We start from the raw sequence: 4,678 nt of genomic DNA, 5'->3' as shown, positions 1-4,678 counted from the left end.
AGGACAGAGCGAAGAGTGGAACGGGGGCAGTCAAGCTTTAATCTAACTGGCGTGGATCAGTTTTGGGAGGATGCCAGCCTGCTTGCACCCACAGGGCGCGGGCTTCCTGGATGGGGCGTTCTCCCTGGTAGCGATCGTCGTTCATATCCAGGCGATCGCAGGTAGCACGACCAATGGCAGTGATGCCGAGAATGCGGGTGCCATCGGCTGTCCAGATAAAGTGATCTGACCAGGGCTGCTGCCGGGGATGGAAGAGGGGTTGCATTGCCAGGGTGGCGCGATCGATGCCCACAATAAAGTTATAGCGGCGCTGGTTACAGCGACTACAAGCCAGTGCCAGATTCTCCAGATCATCGGAGCCACCCAGAGAGCGGGGCAGGATGTGGTCAATGGTAAAGCGAGCGGTGCTGATTTTTTCGGGGGAGTGGCAGTATTCACATAACCCATTTGCCCGTTGGCGGATCTGTTGTTTTGCCGCCGGGGTGATGGTCATTGCTGCGCCACCAGTAAGGAATTGAGGTAGGTAAACAGGCGATCGAGTTCCGTAATGGCAGTGAGTTCTGTTTCTTCTTCGGGGTTAAGCGCTCCCAGCTTGTTTTTTTCTAACAGTGTTTCCAACTGGGACTGCAACTCATCGGTAAATTTGAACAGTCGCAGGTTATCCACCTTTTCGACGGTGATGCCTCTTTCCAGGAGGGATTGGGGACTAATCGTGACCTGAATCATGGTGTTTTGGCTCTCATGGGATGACCTGGTTTGATCCTAGTTGATTGCCTTTGAACTAACTTCCCAGCCCAAAATGCTTTTGTAAAAACTCCTGTACATCAGCGATCGCGCCCTTTTCGGCATTGCGGGTCAAGTTTAGCGTCGTGGCAATGTCTTCGGAGGAAGCTGCCAGGAATGCCTCGACGGTTTTGTAGGTTTTACTGATTTTTTCAGCCAGGGGGCGATCGCACTGGTTGTTACGCGCTAATACATTGGCAGACAGGAACGTTTTTGTTGCTGAATGTTTGAGTGAGTCTAGATCTGGGCGGCGTTCCAATTCACTGCGGAGTTGCTGGGCAAGCGCCTCAATATCTGGCTTCTCCAGATCCCACTGAGAATAGGGGTGATAAAGATTCCCCTGGAGATCGGCAGCAATTTCCTCCTGGGCATCTTCTCGGCACAAATAAATCAACGGACGACCTTTGTAATGTCCCATCGCCCCAATCTCCAAGAACACATTGGGGTTCTTATCACTAATATCCGCTAGATAGCAATGACTACGGGCGATATGTGCCTCAACATTGGCAGAAATGGTTAGTCCCAACAGTTTGCTATCGGCCCGAATGACTTCCCACCCATAGGGTTTGTCTTCCAGCACCATCTTTAAGGCTTCCAGCAAGGGCTTAAACTTGTCATCGAATGGCATGGCGACGAAACAACTAATATGCTCTGTCTGACTATCGTTTTGAGCGGCGACCTGTGCCCGTAGTTCCTGATCCTTCTCATCGATCTGGAGCCTGAGTTTGGTGACTTGCCCCTCTAGCTTTTGAGCGCGATCGGTCTGGGTAATCATGCGATCGATCACCCGGCTAAAGCTTTTGAAAATAACCTCCGCATTGCCAGCCGTCAAAACTTGATTAATCAGCATGATGGAGTTGTTGTAGATCGCCATGCAAGCATCAATCTTGTCCTCTGACGGCAGCATTTTGGCGAGTTGCTGCACGGTGGGATTATCCGCATTCAAGTACAGCGTCACCGGAACCGATCTCTCTCCCTGCAACACATCCTTGACCAGCTTCCGCACTTCTTCAGGGATCATGACGTTATCCCCTGCCTGCTGAAGTTTCTGCCGACTCTTGGCAGCCGCCGACAATACACTCAATGCCGGGATTGACTCTGGCTTGAACCGTACTGCTTTGGCAATACTGCGGCGATCGGGCATTCCCCGTGTAAATTCCTGCTCCAGTTGGCGAAAGTCCTTCTGTTCCTCAGAGTTAAGCGCCTCAAAAATGACATTCGACTCGCCAATGTTGAGTTGCCGCAGCTTAATTTCAGGATGCAGCCTGCCATACCGCTCTAAAAAGTCATCCTCAAACACTTGGCTGGCATCCACCACCAGCAAGCCCCGCGCATCGCAGAGCATATAAAACTGAGTGGCACTGCCTCGCTCATCAAAGTAGAGCAGATCGGTTTCGGATTGTCCCTGGCTTTTTGCTGCCTCAAAATAGGTGCTGAGGCTCATCGGCCCCTGATTGGTTTCAAAGGGAATCAAATCGGCAACCGCCCGGAAGAAGTTATCATCCCGCAGTGCCATCCCTTTCATGTGGTAATGGTGCCAATCGCAGAGTTGCTGAAATCGGGTAGGGTCATCCTTGGAAAGCTGCGTCAGGTGTCTGATGACCTCATGCCCCAATTGCTCCTTAATCTCCTTCTGAATCGCATCCTGCTGCACTGCATCACGGGAAGCCGTCAAAGTCAGTGCTGGAGAGTCAATAATGCCCCGCACGAACTTCGCCCAGGAGGGTAGCATATCCCGGTTTGCCTCCATGACAAACATGCGGGACTGATAAATATCGACAAAACCGCTGGTATTCACATCGGGAATGCGATTATCCGAGACATACAGCACGCCATCCACCTTATAGGGCTGGCTTAGGTGAATCGGAATCGTAGAAAGCGGGTTATCAGGAAATCGCTTCGCCACAAACATCGCCATTTCCAGCACTTCCTCTTTAGGATTGTCATAGTGCTTATGCCAAGGGGCATTGACGGTATTCGCTGGTCCATCGTCGTCATTCAGGTAAATGCTAACGGGTAAAAAGTCGGCATACTTGCGGATGGCTTTGCGGAGTTCCTCCACCAACAACATATCCCGATACTTGTCGTTGATGTAGAGCGTCACCGTAGACCCTGCATCCTTCCGTTCTCCAGGATTCAGGTCATAGGTCTTCTCACCGCTACTTTCCCAAAGCCAGGGCGGATTATTGGGTTGCCAGGACAGGGTTTCCACCACCACGCGATCGGCCACGATAAACGCCGACAGTAACCCAATCCCAAATTGCCCGATTACCGTTACTTCGGCTTGCCGTCCCTTATGCACCAGGTCTTGACGGAAGGCATCGGTGCCACTACGTCCGATCGTCGAGAGGTAATCTTTCACCTCCTGCTTTGTCATCCCCGCCCCGTTATCGGTAAAGCTGATCGTCGCTGCTTCCCGATCGATCCTTACCCGGATCACCCCTTCCGGTGCCCCTTCCCCCTGCAACTCTCGCCTGCGCTTCACTGAGTCATGGGCATTTTGCAGCATCTCCCGCACAAACACATCAGCTTCGGCATACAAGTTCTTCGCCAGCAGTTTAATCAGTCCCTGCAAGTCAATCTGAAATTCACTGGGCTCGGCTGCATTACCGTTGGGCTGGTCACTGGAATTGGGTTGGGCTGGTTTTCTGGGCATAGGGGTAGGAGGAAGGCTGAGTTTCTAAGCAAATACTCTTATGTGTTAGTTTGCCCAGAATGCTAACAAATCTTCTGAGTTTTCAGTCGATAAAGGAATTCAGTAGTCACCCTACGACTAGCGTTGATAAAGCTCAAACACCCTTCTTTAACGCAAGCCTTAGAAAATTTGCCAAAATAATATTCGTGTGCTGCAAATAGGAAATCCACCTATGGCTAGGAGCGTCTTTTTCAGCTTTCACTATCAACGTGACATTTGGCGGGTCAATGTAGTCCGCAACCACTTCCTGACGCGAGGTGGTTACAATTCGGCTGGCTACTGGGATCACTCTCTTTGGGAAGAAGTCAAGCGAGATGGTGACTTGGCACTTAAAAGACTAATTAACAAGGGGCTAGAGAGTACAACCGTAACCGTTGTTTTGATTGGTGCTGAAACTTCCCAACGTCGATGGGTCAATTACGAGATTGAGAAAAGCCTTGATCGTGGCAACGGTTTGCTCGGAATCTACATCCACAATATTCAATGTGCTGTAGCCAGACAAACTGATGTTAAGGGTAGAAATCCCTTCGATAACTACACAATCAAAAAGCCAAGCCTCTTCTCTTATATGGCAGATGTTCAGGTGCCCATGTCTACTCTTTATCCGACCTATGATTGGGTTTATGAAGATGGATACAATAACTTTAATAAGTGGGTCGAGGATGCAGCAAGAGCTGCAGGTAAGTAAAAAGGATGTGAATTACAAAACAGGTGCTGTAGGAGGGGGAATTGGCATACTTGTATCAGTTGGTCGTTCTTGGTGATCCACCTGCAGATCAGATTACTGAGCTAAAGCGAATTATTGCAGAGCTGGTGAAAGCCTTTGGCTTAAAGCTTGGGCACGATGTCGCATGGGTAAATAACACCCAAGATTTGCAACTACAACAGAAGATATCTACCTCTGCCATATTTTTTGGGGGGCAGGATGCTTCACAGAATCACCTGAAAACTCTATTGGATAAAAATATTCCCATTATTCCTGTAGTTTCTGATAGGACAAGGGTGCAGGATGAAATTCCTGTAGTTCTTCGATCGCTCAATTGCTTGTCATATCAAGATGGATCTCAAAGAATTGCAACAGCCCTGCTGGAATGTGCTGGGCTACTGCCTCGCCAACGCCGGGTCTTTGTAAGTTATCGAAGAAATGAAGCATCACAAGCGGCATTACAGCTATTTGATAGGCTTTCTGCCAGACTGTTC

Annotated in this window: 4 protein-coding genes and 1 pseudogene; 2 read left to right on the top strand and 3 right to left on the bottom strand. The window is 49.8% G+C overall.

All coding sequences use genetic code 11. The features are described from left to right. Positions 1-37 precede the first annotated feature (37 nt). The 3 genes from ACR6Z4_RS31985 to ACR6Z4_RS31975 are packed head-to-tail and all read right to left on the bottom strand — an operon-like array spanning position 38 to position 3,439. Entirely contained in the window at positions 38-493 is a 456-nt protein-coding gene (locus ACR6Z4_RS31985; protein WP_479721361.1) for an HNH endonuclease, read from the bottom strand. Then, positions 490-726, bottom strand: coding sequence for a hypothetical protein (locus tag ACR6Z4_RS31980; protein WP_479721360.1), 237 nt, complete (start codon positions 724-726; stop codon positions 490-492). The genes ACR6Z4_RS31985 and ACR6Z4_RS31980 overlap by 4 nt, the downstream gene beginning before the upstream one ends. A gap of 55 nt (positions 727-781) precedes the next feature. Further along, positions 782-3,439, bottom strand: a complete 2,658-nt coding sequence (locus tag ACR6Z4_RS31975) for a heat shock protein Hsp90 family protein (RefSeq protein ID WP_479721359.1) — start codon at positions 3,437-3,439, stop codon at positions 782-784. 211 nt (positions 3,440-3,650) lie between these two features. On the opposite strand from ACR6Z4_RS31975, the gene ACR6Z4_RS31970 reads away from it, so the two are divergent. Together ACR6Z4_RS31970 and ACR6Z4_RS31965 are read left to right on the top strand one after the other, a co-directional pair. Continuing rightward, positions 3,651-4,166 (top strand): TIR domain-containing protein, encoded by a 516-nt coding sequence (locus ACR6Z4_RS31970; RefSeq protein WP_479721358.1) that lies wholly within the window; start codon positions 3,651-3,653, stop codon positions 4,164-4,166. 50 nt (positions 4,167-4,216) lie between these two features. After that, a pseudogene (locus tag ACR6Z4_RS31965) lies at positions 4,217-4,678 on the top strand (toll/interleukin-1 receptor domain-containing protein); the annotation flags it as partial.

Source organism: Calyptranema fuscum S582 (assembly GCF_055793305.1).
The sequence above is the reverse complement of the archived record's forward strand: the minus strand, read 5'-3'. Positions and strand labels throughout refer to the sequence as shown.